This window comes from Leptothrix mechoopdaensis (SeqCode), assembly GCF_053893855.1.
Genome location: NZ_CM132699.1, coordinates 734,205 through 751,566, shown reverse-complemented (window position 1 = coordinate 751,566; position 17,362 = coordinate 734,205). Strand labels below are relative to the sequence as shown.

General features: G+C 72.3%; 14 protein-coding genes. 10 read left to right on the top strand and 4 right to left on the bottom strand.

Translation table 11 applies throughout. From position 1 onward, the window contains the following. The first annotated feature begins 2 nt into the window (after positions 1-2). A complete protein-coding gene (locus ACWA7K_RS03405; protein WP_456165664.1) occupies positions 3-1,658 on the top strand; it encodes an aminotransferase class III-fold pyridoxal phosphate-dependent enzyme in 1,656 nt (551 codons plus the stop codon). Between the two features lie 25 nt (positions 1,659-1,683). On the opposite strand, the gene ACWA7K_RS03400 is transcribed toward ACWA7K_RS03405, so the two are convergent. Beyond that, the gene (locus ACWA7K_RS03400) at positions 1,684-2,343 is read right to left on the bottom strand and encodes a hypothetical protein (protein ID WP_456210346.1); all 660 of its coding nucleotides are present in this window, start codon (positions 2,341-2,343) and stop codon (positions 1,684-1,686) included. A 147-nt stretch (positions 2,344-2,490) separates the two neighbouring features. Here ACWA7K_RS03400 and ACWA7K_RS03395 point away from each other — a divergent pair, with 147 nt between their 5' ends. Then, a complete protein-coding gene (locus tag ACWA7K_RS03395) occupies positions 2,491-3,663 on the top strand; it encodes a glycosyltransferase family 4 protein (RefSeq protein ID WP_456165660.1) in 1,173 nt (390 codons plus the stop codon). Here ACWA7K_RS03395 and lplT read toward each other — a convergent pair. Both lplT and ACWA7K_RS03385 read right to left on the bottom strand, forming a co-directional pair. Continuing rightward, a complete protein-coding gene (gene lplT / locus ACWA7K_RS03390) occupies positions 3,608-4,861 on the bottom strand; it encodes a lysophospholipid transporter LplT (protein WP_456165658.1) in 1,254 nt (417 codons plus the stop codon). The genes ACWA7K_RS03395 and lplT overlap by 56 nt on opposite strands. A 3-nt stretch (positions 4,862-4,864) precedes the next feature. Further along, the gene (locus ACWA7K_RS03385; RefSeq protein ID WP_456165656.1) at positions 4,865-5,914 is read right to left on the bottom strand and encodes an NAD-dependent epimerase/dehydratase family protein; all 1,050 of its coding nucleotides are present in this window, start codon (positions 5,912-5,914) and stop codon (positions 4,865-4,867) included. A gap of 129 nt (positions 5,915-6,043) precedes the next feature. Here ACWA7K_RS03385 and ACWA7K_RS03380 point away from each other — a divergent pair, with 129 nt between their 5' ends. From ACWA7K_RS03380 to ACWA7K_RS03345, 8 genes are read left to right on the top strand one after another with little or no spacing between them, the layout of a single operon-like run. Next, on the top strand, positions 6,044-6,814 hold the full coding sequence (locus ACWA7K_RS03380) for a phosphatase PAP2 family protein (protein WP_456165654.1): 771 nt from the start codon (positions 6,044-6,046) through the stop codon (positions 6,812-6,814). After that, a complete protein-coding gene (locus ACWA7K_RS03375; protein WP_456165652.1) occupies positions 6,811-7,710 on the top strand; it encodes a lysylphosphatidylglycerol synthase domain-containing protein in 900 nt (299 codons plus the stop codon). The genes ACWA7K_RS03380 and ACWA7K_RS03375 overlap by 4 nt, the downstream gene beginning before the upstream one ends. Beyond that, positions 7,707-8,777 carry a glycosyltransferase family 2 protein gene (locus ACWA7K_RS03370; RefSeq protein ID WP_456165650.1) on the top strand — a complete coding sequence of 357 codons (1,071 nt, stop codon included), beginning with the start codon at positions 7,707-7,709 and terminating at the stop codon, positions 8,775-8,777. Before ACWA7K_RS03375 ends, ACWA7K_RS03370 begins: the two co-directional genes overlap by 4 nt. Then, positions 8,774-10,558, top strand: a complete 1,785-nt coding sequence (locus ACWA7K_RS03365) for an ArnT family glycosyltransferase (protein ID WP_456165648.1) — start codon at positions 8,774-8,776, stop codon at positions 10,556-10,558. The genes ACWA7K_RS03370 and ACWA7K_RS03365 overlap by 4 nt, the downstream gene beginning before the upstream one ends. After that, positions 10,542-12,146, top strand: a complete 1,605-nt coding sequence (locus tag ACWA7K_RS03360) for an ArnT family glycosyltransferase (RefSeq protein WP_456165646.1) — start codon at positions 10,542-10,544, stop codon at positions 12,144-12,146. The genes ACWA7K_RS03365 and ACWA7K_RS03360 overlap by 17 nt, the downstream gene beginning before the upstream one ends. 8 nt (positions 12,147-12,154) lie before the next feature. Next, positions 12,155-12,925: a phosphatase PAP2 family protein gene (locus ACWA7K_RS03355; protein ID WP_456165644.1), complete on the top strand. Its 771-nt coding sequence runs from the start codon at positions 12,155-12,157 to the stop codon at positions 12,923-12,925. Positions 12,926-12,929: 4 nt separating this feature from the next. Then, the gene (gene ppk1 / locus ACWA7K_RS03350; RefSeq protein ID WP_456165642.1) at positions 12,930-15,005 is read left to right on the top strand and encodes a polyphosphate kinase 1; all 2,076 of its coding nucleotides are present in this window, start codon (positions 12,930-12,932) and stop codon (positions 15,003-15,005) included. Between the two features lie 26 nt (positions 15,006-15,031). Continuing rightward, positions 15,032-15,697 (top strand): N-acetyltransferase family protein, encoded by a 666-nt coding sequence (locus tag ACWA7K_RS03345; protein ID WP_456165640.1) that lies wholly within the window; start codon positions 15,032-15,034, stop codon positions 15,695-15,697. A 24-nt stretch (positions 15,698-15,721) separates the two neighbouring features. Here the strand turns inward: ACWA7K_RS03345 and ACWA7K_RS03340 are convergent, their stop codons facing one another. Further along, positions 15,722-17,284, bottom strand: a complete 1,563-nt coding sequence (locus tag ACWA7K_RS03340) for a Ppx/GppA phosphatase family protein (protein ID WP_456210344.1) — start codon at positions 17,282-17,284, stop codon at positions 15,722-15,724. Positions 17,285-17,362 lie beyond the last annotated feature (78 nt).

Sequence of the window (17,362 nt, the reverse complement as noted above, 5' to 3'; positions counted from 1 at the left end):
CCATGAACGATTCCTTCGCGCTCACCGCCGTGGCACTTGCCACGCTGGCCTGGCTGGTGCCCAAGGCCCATCGACGGCTTGAACTCTCGCGGGCCAAGCACCGCTCGCTGACCGGCCACTCGCGCATGGCCAAGCGCGTCGCCGGCCTGATCCCCGGCTATGCCTATGACGAGGCGCGCTTCTTCGGCTGCGACGGTGCCGACGAGGCCGTCATCGCCCGCCGCCGCGCCGGCTTCGCGCGGCTGTGCGAGACGCTCAACACGCGCCACGCCAAGTCCATTGCCGCGACCGCCGAAGCGCGCGAGACGCTGGCCGACCTGCAGTTCACCGGCAGCTACCGGGTGCCCTTCCAGTTCAGCCCGTGGCTGCGCCAGAACCTGAAGCTCGGCGGCTTCCTGCAGTCGTCCGACGGCGTCAAGGTGCGCGACCTCGACGGCGCCGAGTTCCACGACCTGACCGGCTCCTACGGCGTCAACCTGCTGGGCTACGACACCTACAAGCAGTGCATCGCCGAAGGCGTGCGCACGGCCGAGGCGCTCGGCCCGGTGCTGGGCGCCTATCACCCCGTGCTGATCGACAACCTGCGCCGCCTGAAGGCGATCTCCGGCCAGGACGAGGTGAGCTTCCACATGTCCGGCACCGAGGCCGTCATGCAGGCCGTGCGGCTGGCTCGCTATCACACCCGCCGCCGCAACCTGGTGCGTTTCGCCGGGGCGTATCACGGCTGGTGGGAAGACGTGCAGCCCGGCCCCGGCAACCCGCTGCCGCCGCGCGAGACCTACACGCTGGCCGACATGAGCGAACAGGCGCTGAAGGTCATCGGTAGCCGCCGCGACATCGCCTGCGTGCTGATCAACCCGCTGCAGGCGCTGCACCCGAACGTCGCGGCGCCGGGCGATTCCTCGCTGGTCGACAGCGGCCGCAAGGCCGGCTATGACCGAGCGGCCTACACCGCCTGGCTGAAGCGCCTGCGCGAGACCTGCACCGCCAATGGCGTCGTGCTGATCTTCGACGAAGTCTTCATGGGCTTCCGGCTGGCACCGGGCGGGGCACAGGAATACTTCGGCGTGCGCGCCGACATGGTCACCTACGGCAAGACGCTGGGCGGCGGCCTGCCGGTCGGCGTGGTCTGCGGCCGGCATGAGCTGATGAAGCGCTACCGCGAGGACCGGCCGGCCGACCTGTGCTTCGCGCGTGGCACCTTCAACGCGCACCCCTACGTGCTCGGCGCGATGGCCGCCTTCCTCGACCGGCTGGAGACGCCCGAGGTGCGCGCGCTCTACGACGGCCTGGAGGAACGCTGGAACGGCCGCGCCGCACGACTGAACGCGGCGCTGGATCAGGCGGGGGTGCCGGTGCAAGTGGCCAACCTCTCGACGGTCTGGACGGTGCTCTACCGGCAGCCCGCGCGCCACAACTGGATGCTGCAGTTCTACCTGCGCGAGCAGGGCCTGGCACTCAGCTGGGTCGGCAGCGGCCGGCTGATCTTCAGCCTGAACTACAGCGACGCCGACTTCGACGAGGTGCAGCGCCGCTTCGTCGCCGCCGCCCGCGCGATGCAGGCCGACGGCTGGTGGGACACGCCGGCCGAGCTCAGCAACAAGGCCATCCGGCGCGGCCTGCTGCGCGAGATGCTGGCGCAGCGGCTGGGTCGCTGAACGAGTCGCGACGGCCCCAGGAACATCAGTGGGCCGTGCCTTCGTGGCCGGCCTCGTCGTCCGGCCGATGAGCACGCACGTGTTCCATCGGGTCCAGACGCTGGCCGCGCAGCAGGTACAGCGGCGAGCGGTGGTACATCTTGATGTCGTGGAAGGGGTCGGTGACGATCTTGGTGGCCCAGGCCAGGCCGACCATGAAGCCCTGCGTCAGCCACAGCTGCACGACCCGGAAGATCAGGCCCGAGACGCCGAGTGCCAGCCAGGCGATGCCGACGTCGTGGACCCAGCCCATGACGTCGGTGGCCGGCTCGATCAGCCCGCCGACCGACGGCGCGAACCACAGCACCGCCGGGATCACGACCCAGGCGCCCATCAGCACGATCTTGCGGCGGATGTTGTAGCCCACCTTGATCGCTTCCTTGTGTTCGTCGGTCGCCTGGTTGACCTCGTCGTAGCCGCGTGGCTCGAAGAAGAAGTGGCCGGCCTGACGGCTCAGCATCGACACGCACCAGGCCACGATCGCGGCCATCGCCGGGTCGATGAACAGCAGCACGTAGGCCACCAGGAAGCTGCAAGCGCTGAGCAAGTGCAGACTCTGGTTGATGCGGCAGTGGTGGTAGTAGCGGTGGTCGTCCCAGCGCTGCACGGCCAGGGTCTCGAAGAAGCGGTTCACGGCGGTCCTCATGTGGAAGTGGCTCGGCATGGATGAAGCCGGCATCGGGTCGATGCCTGCATGTCACGATGGTGACGAGCGCACGTGAAAGACCGGTGACGGATTGGCGACAGCTGGCCCTGTCATCGAAACGTCGCGCTTCCTGCGCAGCATCGGCGCATGACACATGAACGCCAGCTGCGCATCGCCTGCGTGACCGAGACCTATCCACCCGAAGTCAACGGCGTCGCCGTGACCCTGGCCCGCGTCGTCGAGGGCCTGGTGGCACGCGGCCACCGCGTCGACCTGCTGCGGCCCTGTCAGGCCGGCGAATACACCACCGGTGTCCTGCCCGAGCTGGTCGACGGCCTGCGACTGCACCGCCTGCCCGGCCTGCCGATCCCGCGTTATCCGGGCCTGCGCATGGGACTGCCCGCCGGTCGGCGGCTGCGACAGCTCTGGCAGAAGGAAAGGCCGGACGTCGTCCACATCGCCACCGAAGGACCGCTCGGCGCCTCGGCGCTGCGGGCGGCGCGGTCGCTGGGATTGCCGGTCTGTTCGGACTTCCGCACCAACTTCGATGCCTACAGCGCGCACTACGGCATCGGCTTCCTGCGCCGCCCGATCGCCGCCTGGCTGCGCCACTTCCACAACCGCTGCGACGCCACGATGGTGCCCACCGAGGCGCTGCGCGACACGCTCGCCGCGCAGGGCCTGCAAGGCCTGCACGTGGTCACGCGCGGCGTCGACACCGGGCGTTATTCGCCACGCCACCGCGACGAGTCGCTGCGCGAGCGCTGGGGCGCGGGGCCGGACGATCCGGTCGTGCTGTGCGTGGGTCGGGTCGCGGCCGAGAAGAACCTGGCCGTGCTGAGCCGCACCTTCGATTCGATCGTCCAGAAGGTGCCGCGCGCCCGCATCGTCGTGGTCGGCGACGGCCCGCAGCGGGCCGACCTGCAGGCCCGTCATCCGCAGGCCGTCTTCACCGGCCAGCAACGTGGTGAGGCGCTGTCGGCCCATTACGCCAGCGCCGACCTGTTCGTCTTCGCCAGCCTGACCGAGACCTTCGGCAACGTCACGACCGAGGCGATGGCCAGCGGCCTGGCGGTGTCGGCCTTCGACCATGCCGCGGCCGGCGAACTGGTCGAGCCGGGTCAGCACGGCCTGCTGGCCGCACCGGGCGATGAACATGCCTTCGTGGCTCACGCGGTGAGCCTGGCCAGCGACCTGGCGCGTTGTCGCCAGCTCGGCCGGCAGGCCCGTCAGCGTGCCGAGGGCCTGGGCTGGGACGCCATCGTCACGCGCTTCGAAGGCGTGCTGCGCGGCGCCTTTCCAGCACCATCAATGCGCTGATCGCCAGCGCGATGGCCAGGCCGAAGCCCCACATCAGCGGGACGATGGCCACGTCCAGCGCGATCAGCGCGGCATAGACCGCCAGCATCGCCAGCACGCTGGCGTTCTCGTTGAAGCCTTGCACGGCGATCGACCGGCCGGCGCTCAGCAGCACGCAGCCACGGTGCTGCAGCAGCGCGTTCAGCGGCACGACCATCAGCCCGCCGACGGCACCGACCAGCACCAGCAGCACGAGTGCCAGCGGCAGCGACGTCGTGACCGCCACCAGCGGCATCGTCAGGCCGAGCACCACGCCCGCACCCAGCATGTGCTTGGCCTGGTGCAGGGCGACCCAGCGCCCGGCCGCCGAGGCACCGACGACCACGCCGACCGCGACGGCGGCCTGCAGGTAGGCGGCACGGTCCAGCGGCAGGCGCAGCACGTCGCCGGCCCAGCGCAGCACGATGAACTGCAGCGTCGCGCCCAGGCCCCAGAAGATCGTCGTGACCGCCAGCGACAGGCCGCCATCCGGATCACGCCAGAGCGTGCGGTTGGCGGCGATGAAGGTGCGCAGCAGGGCGACCGGGTGGATGCCGCTGGCGGGGTAGCGCGCACCGCTGTCGGGGATGCCGACGTTGAGCCACGCGGCCAGCGCGTAGACCGTCAGCAGCGCAGCAAGGGACGGGCTCAGGGCCGGCCACGACGGCGCCAGGCCAGCCGCGATGCCCGTCCACCACGGGCTCACCAGCACGCCGCCCAGCACCGCGCCGAGCAGCGCGGCGCTGACCACCGAGACCTCGATCCAGCCGTTGGCCTCGACCAGCCGGCCGGCGCCGACCATCTCGGTGACCAGGCCGTACTTGGCCGGTGCGTAGGCGGCCGCGCCGAAGCCGACGATCGAGAAGGCCAGCAGCGGCGGCCAGCCGGCCAGCAGGCCGAACACGCCGAGCACCTTGACCGCGTTCATCCACGCCATCAGCCGCGCCTTGGGCCAGGCATCGGCCAGCGGCCCGACGACCGGCGCCAGCAGCACATAGGACAGCGTGAAGCCGAACTTGAGCATCGGCGCCCACCAGGCCGGCGCGCCTTGCTGCAGCAGCAGCGCGATGGTGACGATCAGCAGCGCGTTGTCGGCCAGGGCCGAACAGAACTGCGCGGCGATCAGGCGATGGAAACCCTTCGGCAGGCCGGTGCCTGCCGGATCGTCTGGCGCACGCACGGATCAGGCCGCGAGTTCGGCGACGAGTGGCCTCGACACGATAGGCGGCTGGCCGTCGCGCTGCTGCCACCACGCGAACCAGCGGGCGAACTCGGCCAGGCCCTGCGCCATCGGCGTGCGCGGCCAGTGGCCGATGGCCGCGCGCAGCCGCGTCGGATCCGACTCGGTGTGCGGCACATCGCCGGCCTGCAGCGGCGCGTATTCGACGATCGCGCGGCGGCCGAGCGCCTGTTCGAGTCCGGCCACCAGTTCATTGACCGTCGCCGGCACGCTGTGGCCGACGTTGAAGGTCTCGACCGGCACACCCTGCGCATCACGCGCCGGCGCACCACGGTCGATCAGCCGGCAGATCGCCTCGACCGTGTCGGCGACGTAGGTGTAGTCGCGCACCAGCTCGCCCCGGCCGAACACCCGGATCGGCAGGCCGGCGCGGATGCGTTCGGCGAACAGCCAGCAGGCCATGTCGGGCCGGCCCCACGGGCCGTGCACGGTGAAGAAGCGCAGCCCCGTCGTCGGCAGGCCGTGGATGCGCGCGGTGGCATAGGCCATCGCCTCGTTGGCAACCTTGGTGGCGGCATAGAACGAGGCCGGCTGGTCGATCCGGTCGGCCTCGCCGAAGGGCCGCGCGCCCCGCTCGCCCACGCCTTCACGGTGGCCGTAGACGCTCGATGAACTGGCGTAGAGCAGGTGACCGACCCGCGCGTGGCGGCAGGCCTCCAGCACCGAGCCGAAGCCCAGCAGGTTGGCCTGCACATAGTCCAGCGGATGCTCGACCGAATGCCGCACGCCCGCCTGTGCGGCCAGGTGCAGCACGACCTCGGGCTGGCAGTCATCGACCAGATGCTGCGTCTGCACCGCGTCGCTCAGGTCGAGCCGCCGCACCTCGACGCCGACGGGTTCCAGCAGGTGCTGCACGCGGGCGCGCTTCAGCGCCGGGTCGTAATAGGCGTTGTAGCTGTCGCAGGCACTGACGCGATGACCGCGCAGGGCCAGCTCGCGCGCCACGTGCGCACCGATGAAGCCGGCCGCGCCGGTGACCAGGATCGATCTCATGCATCGATTCTTTCGAGCGGCCGTGACACGACGGCGGCGCTGCCGTGTCCGAGCCGTGACAGTGGCGCCGTCATCGTCACGACATGCAGCCTTCACCGACACGTCACGGCCGCACCGGAGCATCGCGGCATGACCTCGCTCCATCCGCAGCACCTGCAGCTGTTCCACGCCGTCAATGCCCTGGGCAACGCCGCACCCGTGTTGTGGTCGATGCTGAGCGTGTTCGGCCTCGGCCTGTGCGCCTGGATCGTCTTCGCGCTGTCGGTGCCGCCGGCGGTCGACCGGCAGACGGCACCGACAGCGATGCGCCGGCTGGCCGCGCTGCTGGTGTGTTTCCCCGTGGGCGGCGCGCTGACACATGGCCTCAAGCAGCTGCTGCAGGCGGCCCGTCCGGCGGCGGCGCTGGGTGTCGACCAGATGGTCGTGATCGGCACGCCGCTGCTCAGCAAGGCAATGCCGTCGGGCCATGCGGTGACCGCCTTCACGGTGGCCACGCTGGTCAGCCTGGAGCGGCGCCTGTCCTGGCCGTGGCGGCTGGCGATCTGGCTGCTGGCGTTCGCGGTGGCCTTGTCGCGCGTGGCGGTCGGCGCCCATTGGCCGGCCGACATCGCGGCCGGTGCGCTGCTGGGCCTGCTGGTCGGCCATTTCGGCTGGTGGTGCGCCGGTCGCGGCCGCTGGGTGGCTCATCTGATGAGCCTGTCCGGCAGTGTCTGGCTCGCGCTGGTCCTGCTGGTCAGCTCGGCGGTGTTGTGGGACCTGCCGACCGGCTACCCGCTGGCCCTGCCCGGTCAGCGCGTGCTGGCGGTCGTCGGCATGGTCTACGGCCTGCGGCGGCTGTGGCGGCTGTGGCGCCTGAACCGCTCGTCACGACAGGGCCTGCGCCTGACGGATCCGGCGTGAACACGGACAAGCCCGCCGGCTGGCGGCGGTACCTCCTGCTCGCGCTGGCGTTGCTGGCCTGCGTGGCCGGTTTCACGCTGGCGCTGCGCGGCCTGGACCTGGCCGCACTCGGCGCCCGCATGGCGCGGATGCCGGCCTGGCTCTGGCTCGCCGCCGCCCTGGGCGTGCTGGCCAGCCACGCGCTGCGGGCCACCCGTCTGCATGCCGAATGGCACCGCCGCAGCGGCGCCGACTGGGCCGCCTGCCTGCGCCTGAGCCTGCTGCACAACGCCGCCGTGCTGCTGATGCCGCTGCGCAGCGGTGAACTCGGCTACGGCCTCTGGTTGAAGCAGCGCTGGGGCGTGGGCTGGCGCGAGTCGTCGCGCAGCCTGCTGTGGATGCGGCTGCAGGACGTCACCGTGCTGGCCACGCTGACGGGCCTGGCGCTGTGGCTGCCCTTGGCACGACTGGCCGCCGCGCTGGCCGCGTTGGTCGCGCTGGCCGTGCTGGCGCTGCTGCTGCCGGCCGACCGCCCGGGCCGCTTCAACCGCACCGCCTGGCTGTGTGCGCTGGCCAACTGGAGCCTGCGCCTGGCGGTCGTCACGCTGCTGCTGTCGGCGCTGGCCGGCCTGCCGGCCGAGGCCACGCTGCGCGGCGCGCTCGGCGGCGAATGGGCTGCCGTGCTGCCGCTGCAGGCGCCCGGCGGCCTGGGCACCTACGAGGCCGGCGTCTGGGCCGGCCTGCAAGGCCATGTCGCCGGCCGCGTCGCGCCGCTCGATACGCTGGTGGCCGCCGCGCTGATCGCCCACCTGTTCTGGCTCGCGGTCGGCCTGGTCGCCGCCTGGCCGGCCCTGCTGCTGGACCGCACACGGCCAGCGCCCAACCCGTCTTCGCCTCTCCTGGAACCGACCCCATGAACGAACTCAGCCTGGATGCCGAACGGCCGCTGGACCCTTCGACCACCACGGAACCCGACACCCGCCCGGTGCCGCCGCACCGCCTGTCGGTGGTCGTGCCGATGTACAACGAGGTCGGCAATGCCGAGCGCCTGATCGACGCGGTGCAGTCGGCCCTGCTGGCCTACGGTCATGCGTGGGAGCTGGTGGTCGTCGACGACGGCAGCCGCGACGGCACCGGCGCCGCGCTGCAACGCCATGCCGAGCGGGTCGGCACGCACATCCGGGTGGTCCGGCTGGCGCGCAACTTCCGTCAGACCGCCGCGATGCAGGCTGGCATCGACCAGGCCCGCGGCGACGTCATCGTGACGATGGACGGCGACCTGCAGAACGACCCGCGCGACATCCCCGCGCTGGTGGCCCGCCTGTTGCGCGACGACCTCGACATCGTGGCCGGCTGGCGGGTCGACCGGCAGGACGGCTACTGGCTGCGCCGGCTGCCGTCGCAGCTCGCCAACCGGCTGATCCGCCGCATCACGCAGCTGCCGTTCCACGACCTCGGCTGCAGCCTCAAGGCCTTCCGCGCGCCGGTGCTGCGCGAGGTCCGGCTCTATGGCGAGATGCACCGCTACATCCCCGCCTGGCTGTCGACGGTGACCTCGCCGGACCGCATGGGCGAGCAGCCGGTGCGGCACCACGCACGCACGGTCGGCACGTCCAAGTACGGTCTGTCGCGCACGCTGCGGGTGGTCGTCGACCTGCTGGCGGTCAGCTTCTTCCAGCGTTTCGCGGCCCGGCCGGGCCACTTCTTCGGCGTGATCGGCCTCGTGCTGACGCTGGGCAGCGGCGCGGTGCTGGGCTACCTGGCGGTGCTCAAGCTGCTGGGGCAGGACGTCGGCGCGCGGCCGCTGCTGGCGCTGGGTTTCTCGGGCCTGATCGGCGGTCTGCAGTTCCTGACCACCGGCGTGCTGGCCGAGCTGCTGATCCGCATCTACTACGGCGCCCGCCACGGCTCGCCCTACGTGCTGCGCAGCAGCCCCGACACGACGCCAGTCGATGCGGCCGGCTGGGCCGGTCGAGCGGGATGACTCACGCCTGCGCCCGCTACACCCGGCTCACCCGCCGCGACCTCCGCCTGTTGCTGGCCTGGGCCCTGCTGCTGCTGGTGCTGCAGCTGGCCGGCCTGGGCACGGTGCCGCTGTTCGATGTCGACGAGGGCGCGTTCTCGGAGGCGACCCGCGAGCTGCTCGCCAGCGGCGACTGGGGCCACACCACGCTGAACGGCGAGGACCGCTGGGACAAGCCGATCCTGACCTACTGGCTGCAGGCCGGCAGCGTCGCGCTGTTCGGGCTGGACGAGTTCACGCTGCGCCTGCCGTCGGCGCTGGCGGCCTGGCTGTGGGCCGTCTGCGTGGCTCATCGCGTGAGCCAGTCGCACGGCATGCGCGCGGGGCTCGCGGCCGGCACGCTGCTGGCGACCAGCCTCGGCGTGGCGCTGATCGGCCGCGCCGCGACCGCCGATGCGCTGCTGAACCTGTGGCTGGCGCTGTCGATGCTGTCGCTGTGGTCGGCCTTGCGCGACCTGGCGCCGGACTCGCATGAACCCGCCGATGCGGCGCGGCGCCCGGCCGGCCTGCGCGCGCTGCGGCTGTCTGCTGTCTGGATCGCGCTGGGGCTGCTGACCAAGGGCCCGGTGGCGCTGCTGGTGCCAGGTGCGACCGTCGCGCTGTGGTCCGCCGCGACGGCGCTGCAAGCCGGTCGCCACGGGGCCGCCACGCGGTTGTGGCGCACGTGGCGCCCGCTGCTGTCGGACGGGCCCGCCTGGGCGCTGCTGGTCGGCCTGGCGCTGCCCTGGTATGCCTACGCGCTGCACCGCCACGGCATGGCCTTCGTCGAGGGTTTCCTGTGGCGCCACAACCTGCAGCGCTACGGTGGCGCGCTGGAAGGCCATGACGGCGCCTGGTCCTACTACCTGGTGCTGCTGCCGCTGCTGATGCTGCCGTGGTCGGCCCTGCTGCTGCCATTGCTGGCGCGGCTGCGGCCGCTGTGGCGGGATCCGGCCGACCGTTACCTGCTGACCTGGGCCGGCTTCGTGCTGGTGTTCTTCAGCGCCTCGGGCACCAAGCTGCCGCACTACCTGCTGTACGGCCTGACGCCGCTGGCGATGCTGGCCGGGCGCCTGCTGACACAACCGCAGACCGAAGCCACGACCCGCTGGTCGAGCCCGATCGACCGCCTGGCCGAAGGCGCGCTGCTGGCCTGCCTGGCCGCCCTGCCCTTGCTGGCGCTGGTGATGGGCGATGCGGCGCAGGCCCGGCTGGCGACCTCGACACGGCCCGACGATGCGCTGCTGCGCCTGCTGCTGGCAGGGCCTGGCCTGCTCGACGGCGAGGCCGGACAGCGCCTGATGGCGCTCGCCGGCATCGGGGGCCTGCTGCTGGCCGGCGGCGCCTGGGCCGGCCTGCGCACCGCCCTGCGCCCGGCCGGGCCGCTGCTGGCCGGCCTGCTGCTGACGCTCGGCCTGACCCAGGTCGTGCTGCCCTGGTGGGGCGAGCGGCTGCAAGGCCCCGTGCGCGACCTGGCGCTGGCGGCGCGCCGGCTCGGTCTGGGCGGGCAAGACGAGCGCGCGCCGACGGGGCGCAGCGGCGTCGTCCAGTGGGGCCTGCACCAACCGAGCTTCGCGCTCTACCTCGGCCGCCCGGTGCCGCGCCGCGCGCCGCTGGCCGGCGAGGTCGCGTTGGTGCGCCAGGACCGCCTCGCGCGCCTGCTGGCCGACGCCGGCACACCCCCGGGCGAAGCGCCGCGGGTGCTGGCCGAGACACGGGGCTACGCGCTGATCCGCTGGCCGGACGATGCGCCGCCACGATGACGCCGGCAGTGCCGTCCTCGTGACGGTCGTGCTGATCGTGCTGGGCTACGCCGCGCTGCGGCTGGTCACGCTGCTGCTGGCGCTGGCCGCCGGTGACGTCGGCCTGCACGTCGACGAGGCCCAGTACTGGCACTGGTCGACGCAGCTGGCCTGGGGCTACTACTCCAAGCCACCGGCGATCGCCGTGCTGCTGGCCGGCAGCACGGCGCTGTTCGGCGATGGCGTGCTGACGGTCAAGTCGGTCGGGCTGCTGCTGTTCCCGCTGACCGGCGGCGTGCTGGGCCTGCTGGCGGGCCGGCTGGCGCGCGACAGCGGGCTCGCCGCACGGCCGGCCGCCGCCCTGGCCGCCGCGTTGTTCATGGCCAGCCCGCTGGCCGCCGTGCTGGGCCTGGCGGCGACCACCGACGCACCGCTGCTGCTGTGCTGGAGCCTGGCCACCGCGCTGCTGTGGCACCTGCGCCAGTCGAGCGCGGCCGGGCGGGCAACACCGGCGGGCTGGCTGGCGCTCGGCCTGGTCTGCGGCATCGGCCTGCTGTCGAAATACACCTTCGCGGCCTGGATCGCCGGCGCGTGGATCTGGTGCTGGCAGGACCGCGACGTGCTGTTCGCCGACCCCCGCAGCGCCCGGCGCGGACTGGCCGGCGCGGCCGCCGTCACGCTGGCGCTGCTGCTGCCGCACCTGGCCTGGAATGCGGCGATGGGCTGGCCGACGCTGCACCACACGGCCGAGATCACGGCCGTCGCACCGCGTGGCCTGGGCGATGGCGGCGGGTGGTCGACCTTGTGGCCGTCGATCGTGCGCAGCCTGATGGTGCCGCTGGGCGTGCTGGTGATGGCCGGGCCTGTCATCGTGCCGGTTTGCCGGCGGGCAATGGCCGGGCTGCGCCGGCGCGACACCGCGACCCGCTACCTGGTGACCCTGCACACGCCGCTGCTGCTGCTGGGCATGTTGCAGGCGCTGCGCGGCGTGGCGCAGCTCAACTGGGTTGCACCGGTGGTGCCCGGGCTGGTGCTGCTGCTGGCGCTGCGCACGGCCGATGCGTGGGCCGGCACGGCCGCCGTGTGGCGCCGACGGGTGCTGCTGCTCGCGCTGGCCCTGCAGACGGGGCTGTGCGCGGCCGTTCCACTGGCTCAGCCGATGAGCCAGGTCTGGCACATCCGTGTCGACCCCGAAGCGCCGGCCTTGCCGCGCCGGCTCGACCTGTGGGCCCGCATGCGCGGCTGGCCGCAGGCGCTGGCGACCCTGCGCCCGAGCGTTGCCGCCGCGCTGGCGCAGTCGCCCGATGCCGCGGTGGTGACGACCTCGCGCAGCGTCGTCGCGATCGCGGCCCACGCGTGGCGGGATCTGCCGGTGCCGTGGCGGGCCTGGTCGGCCGGCGGGCCCGCGCACAGCCACTACGAGCTGACCGCGCGCTGGCCCGGCCCGTTCGACCGGCCCGGGCCGGTGCTGGTGCTGGCCGACGCGCCGCTGCCCGCCGAGCTGCTGGCCCGGCTGGACGCGCCGGAACTGCTGGCCCGCGCCGATGCGCCAGCCGGCGGCCATTCGACCGTGACGCTGTGGTTGTGGCGTGCGCACGCCCGCCCTTGAGGAACACCATGCCCCGACAGCCCCGCCGCCCACGCCTTGCCGAAGCCCTGCGCTGGCTGCTGCTGACGCTCGCCGCCATCGCCGTCTTCACCACCTGGCCGGGCATCGACCTGGCCGTCAGCGCGGCGGCGATGCGCATCGGCGGTGACCCGGCTGACGGTGCGCCGGCCTGGGCCTGGGGCGAGCTGATGCTGGTGCAGGCGTCCTACTGGAGCGTGCCGACGCTGGGCCGTCTGAGCCTGCTGGCCGCCGTGCTGCTGTGGTGCCTGCCGCGCGAGCGCCTGACCGGGCGCCACGCCGCCACGCTGCGACGCTGGCGCGGCCGGGCGCCGTGGATCGTCGCGATGCTGGTGCTCGGCGTCTGGCTGGTCGTCAACGCCGGCTTCAAGGAACACTGGGGTCGGCCACGTCCGGCGGCGGTCACGGCGCTGGGCGGGGCGCAGCCGTTCCGCTCGATCGCACAGCCGTCGTCGCTGTGCGAGAGCAACTGCTCGTTCCCCAGCGGCCATGCCGCGCAGGGTTACGCGCTGATGGTCGTCGGCCTGCTGGGCGCCCCGCACCGGCGCCGCGCCTGGGCCCGCGCCGGCCTGGTCGCCGGCCTGCTGATCGGCACCGGCCGGGTGCTGCAGGGCGGGCATTTCCTCAGCGACATCGTGTTCGCCGGGCTGATGATCCAGGGCGTGGCGCTGCTGTTGCGCCAGCTGGCGGTGCGGCGCCGGTACGCGCGGCGGGTCATCAGCCAACCGTCACAAGGCCGTCACCTCGGCGCTCTACCCTGATCCGATGTCTGAGACGACCGACCCGAACACTCCGGCCGATGCGCCGGCCAAGCCGAACCTGCTCAACCGCGAGCGTTCGATCCTGGCCTTCAACCGGCGCGTGCTGGCGCAGGCCCGGCGCCACGACATCCCGCTGCTGGAGCGGCTGCGCTACATCTGCATCGTGTCGTCCAACATGGACGAGTTCTTCGAGGTCCGCTTCGCCGATGCGCTGGAGGCGGCCTCCGAGCCCGGCAGCGGCACCACGCACAGCGAGCTGGCCAAGGCGGCCGAGGAAGCCCATGCGCTGATCGACGAGCAGTACGCGCTGTTCAACGACGAGCTGATGCCGGCGCTGGCCGGCGAGGGCATCGTGCTGCTCAACCATGCCGAGCGCAACGAGGCGCAGCGGGCCTGGGTCGCGCAGTACTTCCAGCGCGAGGTCCAGCCGCTGCTGGTGCCGCTGGGCCTGGACCCGTCGCACCCCTTCCCGCAGGTCGCCAACAAGTCGCTGAACTTCATCGTGCAGCTCGGCGGGCTCGATGCCTACGGGCGCGAGAACGGCATCGCGATCGTCAAGGTGCCACGCGTGCTGCCGCGCGTCATCCGGCTGCCCGACCGCGTCAGCGACGGCCGGCAGGTCTTCGTCCAGCTGACCAGCGTGATCCGCGCCCACCTGGCCGAGCTGTTCCCGAGCCGCACGGTCGAGGCCTTCTCGCAGTTCCGCGTCACGCGCGACTCGGACCTCGATGTCGACGAGGACGAGGTCCAGAACCTGCGCACCGCCTTGCGCAGCGAACTGAGCGCACGCCACTTCGGCGAGGCGATCCGGCTGGAGGTCGTGCGCAGCTGCCCGACCGCGCTGAGCGATTTCCTGCTGACCCAGTTCGACCTGCCCGAGGCCGCGCTCTACCGCGTCAACGGCCCCGTCAACCTGGTGCGCATGAACGCGCTGATCGACCAGGTGCGCGGCAACGGCCACCGCTTCCGGGCGCATGAGCCGTCGTGGCCGAAGGCGTTGCCGCGCAACCGTTCGATCGTCGAGAACATCGCCGAACGCGACGTGCTGCTGCACCACCCCTTCGAGTCCTTCGAGCCGGTCGTGCAGTTCCTGCGCGAGGCGGTCGAGGATCCGAACGTGCTGGCGATCAAGCAGACGATCTACCGCACCGGCAGCGAGTCGGTGCTGATGGAGCTGCTGCTGGAGGCGGCCCGGCGCGGCAAGGAAGTGCTGGCCGTGGTCGAGCTGAAGGCCCGGTTCGACGAGGAAGCCAACATCAACTGGGCCGAGCGGCTGGAGGCCGTCGGCGCCCAGGTCGTCTACGGCATCGTCGGCCTGAAGACCCATGCCAAGCTGCTGCTGGTGACGCGCAAGCAGGGCCCGCGGATGGTCCGCTACGCCCACCTGTCGACCGGCAACTACAACCCGAAGACGGCGCGGCTCTACACCGACCTGGGCATGTTCACGGCCGACACCGAGATCACCACCGATGTCGAGGCCGTCTTCCAGCACCTGGCCAGCCTGAACCCGCTGCTGCCGACCAAGCGGCTGCTGGTCGCGCCGACCTCGTTGCAGGCGCAGCTCGTGGCGCTGCTCGACAAGGTCGGCGAGTCGGCCCGCAAGGGCAAGGTCGCCCGCGTGGTCGCCAAGTTCAACGCGCTGACCGACCCGGTGCTGATCGACGCGGTCGTGCGGGCCGGCCAGGCCGGTGCGTCCATCGACCTGATCGTGCGCGGCGCCTGCATGCTGGCCCCTGGCATCCCCGGCCAGACCGACAACGTGCGCGTGCGCTCGGTCGTCGGCCGCTTCCTCGAACACAGCCGGGTCTTCTATTTCCGCTGGGGTGATGGGCCGACACAGGAGGCGCTCTACCTCGGCAGCGCCGACTGGATGAGCCGCAACATGGAGCGCCGCATCGAGATCGCCTGGCCGGTGCGCGACCCGGACCTGCGCCAGCGTGTCATCGACGAGACCCTCGTGCCCTATCTGCACGACGACGTCGACGCCTGGGCGCTGCAGCCTGACGGCAGCTACGTGAAGGTCGGCGACGGCAGCGGCACGCACAGCGCCCAGCGGGCGCTGCAGCGGCGACACCGCTAGATCCCCTCAACCGTCTGGTCGCCACGATGCACGACGAACGCCCGCCGTCCGACCCGCCGGACGAGACCCGCAAGAGCCCTCGATCGCTCGACCAGGCGCTCGGCGTGGCCGCCCGTGGCGCCCTGAACGTGATGCGGGCGCTGTCGCCCAGCGAACTGGCGACGTTGCCCGGTCGAGGGCTGGACAAGCTGCGGGCGGTCCATGCCGCCAAGGCCGCACGCCGTCGGGGTCAGGCACCGGACTGGACGCTGCGCGGTGCCGTCGCCGAGGACCTGCCCCGGCTGGCCCGGCTGCAGGCGCTGGCGCAAGGCACGCAGGCCTCGTCCGATCCGGTCGACGAGCGTGCGCGGCAACGCCGGTGGCAGGCGATCGAGGCGGCTGGCGGGCAGGTCTGGCTGCTTGAATCGGCGGGCGAACTGGCCGGCGCCGCGACCTTCTTCCTGTTGCCCAGCCTGGCCCATGACGGCCAGCCGCTGGCGCTGCTGCAGGACCTGATCGTCGACCCGTCGGCGCGTGCGCGCGGCGTGGCGCGGCTGATGATCACCGAGCTGAGCCTGCACGCGCAGGCGCTCGGCGCGCGCCGGCTGGCGCTGTCGGTCGAACGTGGCGGGGCGGCCGTGCGGCAGGGTCGCGAAGGCCGCGACTACATCGAGCAGCTGACGGCGGTGAAGGCACCGGCGGCGGGCGGCTGAACCGCCCGATCCGGACCGGCGCCGTCAGGCCACCAGCACCAGCTCCAGGTCGCCGACCCGCGCCCAGGCCTGCTGTTCCTCGCGCAGCAGGTGCATGCAGCGCGGCTGCTCGCGGGCCCAGTCCGGGTCCAGCGTCAGGGTCGCGGTGCCTTCCTTCAGCGCGATCTGCGGCGGCTCGGTCAGCAGCTCGCCACGGGCATGGAAGAACAGCACCGCCAGCCGCAGTGCCAGCACCTGCGCGGCGCGTTGCGGGTCGGCCAGCAGGACCTCGATCTTGCGCAGCCCGCCGCGCTGGCCCAGCACCAGATCGGCCAGCCGGCGCTGCTGGCTCTGCGAGAAGCCCGGCGCGTCGACATGGGCCAGCAGGTAGGCGCTGTGGCGGTGGTGGTCGTGGTGCGAGATGCTCATGCCGATCTCGTGCAGCGCGGCCGCCCAGGCCAGCTCCTGACGGGCCTCGTGCGGGGGCGTCGGCACCATGCGGTCGTACAGCGCCAGCGTCAGCTCGCGCACCCGCGCGGCCTGGTCGAGGTCGACCTCGAAGCGGCGCTGCAGGTCGCGCACGGTCTCGTCGCGCCAGGTGGCACGGTCGTGGGCACGGGATGCGGCGATGCGCTCGGACAGGTCGAACACGACGCCCTGCCGCAGCGCGGCGCGGGTCGGGCGGATCTCGTCGATGCCGAACTGGCTGAACAGCGCCGCCAGGATCGCCAGCCCGCCGGGCAACACGGCGCGGCGTTCCTCGCGCAGGCCTTCGAGCTGCAGCAGCTGGACGGTGCCGGCGCGCACGCAGGCCTTCATGCACCAGCGCAGGCCGGCCTCGGTGATCGTGCCGTCGCTCTGGCCGTTGGCTTCGAGCAGGTCACCGACCGCACCGGCCGTGCCCGACGAACCCAGCACTTCCTTCCAGCGGAAACGCGTGAAGGCGCGGGTGGCTTCCTCGAACGCGGCACCGGCGGCGACCTGGGCATCGCGGAAGGCCGCATCGCTGCAACGCCCGTCGCCGAAGTAACGCTCCGACAGGCTGACGCTGCCGATCTGGAACGACTCGGCCAGCCGGGCCGATTCGCCCTCGCCGACGATCAGCTCGGTCGAACGCCCGCCGATGTCGATCACCAGCCGGGCATGGCCGGCCGGCTCCAGCCGCGACACGCCGACGTAGATCAGCCGGGCCTCCTCGCGGCCGGAGATGACCTCGATCGGAAAACCGAGCACCTGCTCGGCCTGGAACAGGAACTCGTCGCGGTTGCTGGCCTCGCGCAGCGTCTGCGTGGCGACCGCGCGCAGCTGCGTCGCGGGCAGCCCGCCGAGTCGCTGACGGAACCGCGCCAGGCAGGCCAACGCGCGTTCGACCGCGTCACGCGCCAGCCGGCCGTCGGCCCCCAGGCCACCACCGAGCCGCACGGTCTCCTTCAGGTAGGCGATGCGGCGGTACTGGCCGTCGCGGATCTGGGCCAGTTCGAGCCTGAAGCTGTTCGAGCCCATGTCGATCGCGGCGAGCACACCGCGCCACTGCTGGCCCTGCGGCTGGCCGCCCGTGGCGCTCTGCACGGTGTCCGCCGGGCGTGGGTCCTGGATCACCTCAGGCATTTTTCACCTCGGCAGGAAGGGCTGCGGCGGTCGCGGCGAAACGGGCCGCGATGGCGTTGGATCGTGTCATGGAATACG